Origin of the sequence: Halomonas sp. SIMBA_159 (assembly GCF_046536035.1) — a bacterium.
GTDB lineage: Bacteria > Pseudomonadota > Gammaproteobacteria > Pseudomonadales > Halomonadaceae > Vreelandella > Vreelandella venusta_A.
This window is the reverse complement of the sequence record NZ_JAWJBT010001529.1, coordinates 1-239: the sequence shown is the minus strand read 5'-3', so window position 1 is coordinate 239 and position 239 is coordinate 1. Positions and strand designations below refer to the sequence as shown.

General features: G+C 63.6%; 1 protein-coding gene. It reads left to right on the top strand.

Annotated features, from left to right (window positions below):
- Positions 1-10: 10 nt before the first annotated feature.
- On the top strand, positions 11-239 hold a 229-nt coding region (locus tag R0J87_RS24350), incomplete at its 3' end, for a hypothetical protein (protein ID WP_498889621.1).

Below are 239 nucleotides of genomic sequence, written 5' to 3'. Positions count from 1 at the left end.
CGCGAGGCGGATGCGGCAGATCGCGGAAGACACGCTGACCGACTTGCAGCAGATGCGCCGCACCGCCGCACAAACCGAGCCCGAGACAGAGCAGGAGCTTGACTTCGAGGCTGGGGACATTTTCGGCGAGGGCCTGACGCATAAGCAGTGGCTCAAGTTCTTTGACGCCATCGGCATGAACAGCCCGGCAGCGATGGTGGCGGAGCAGATCGCCGACACGCTGTCCTATGAACTCGGCC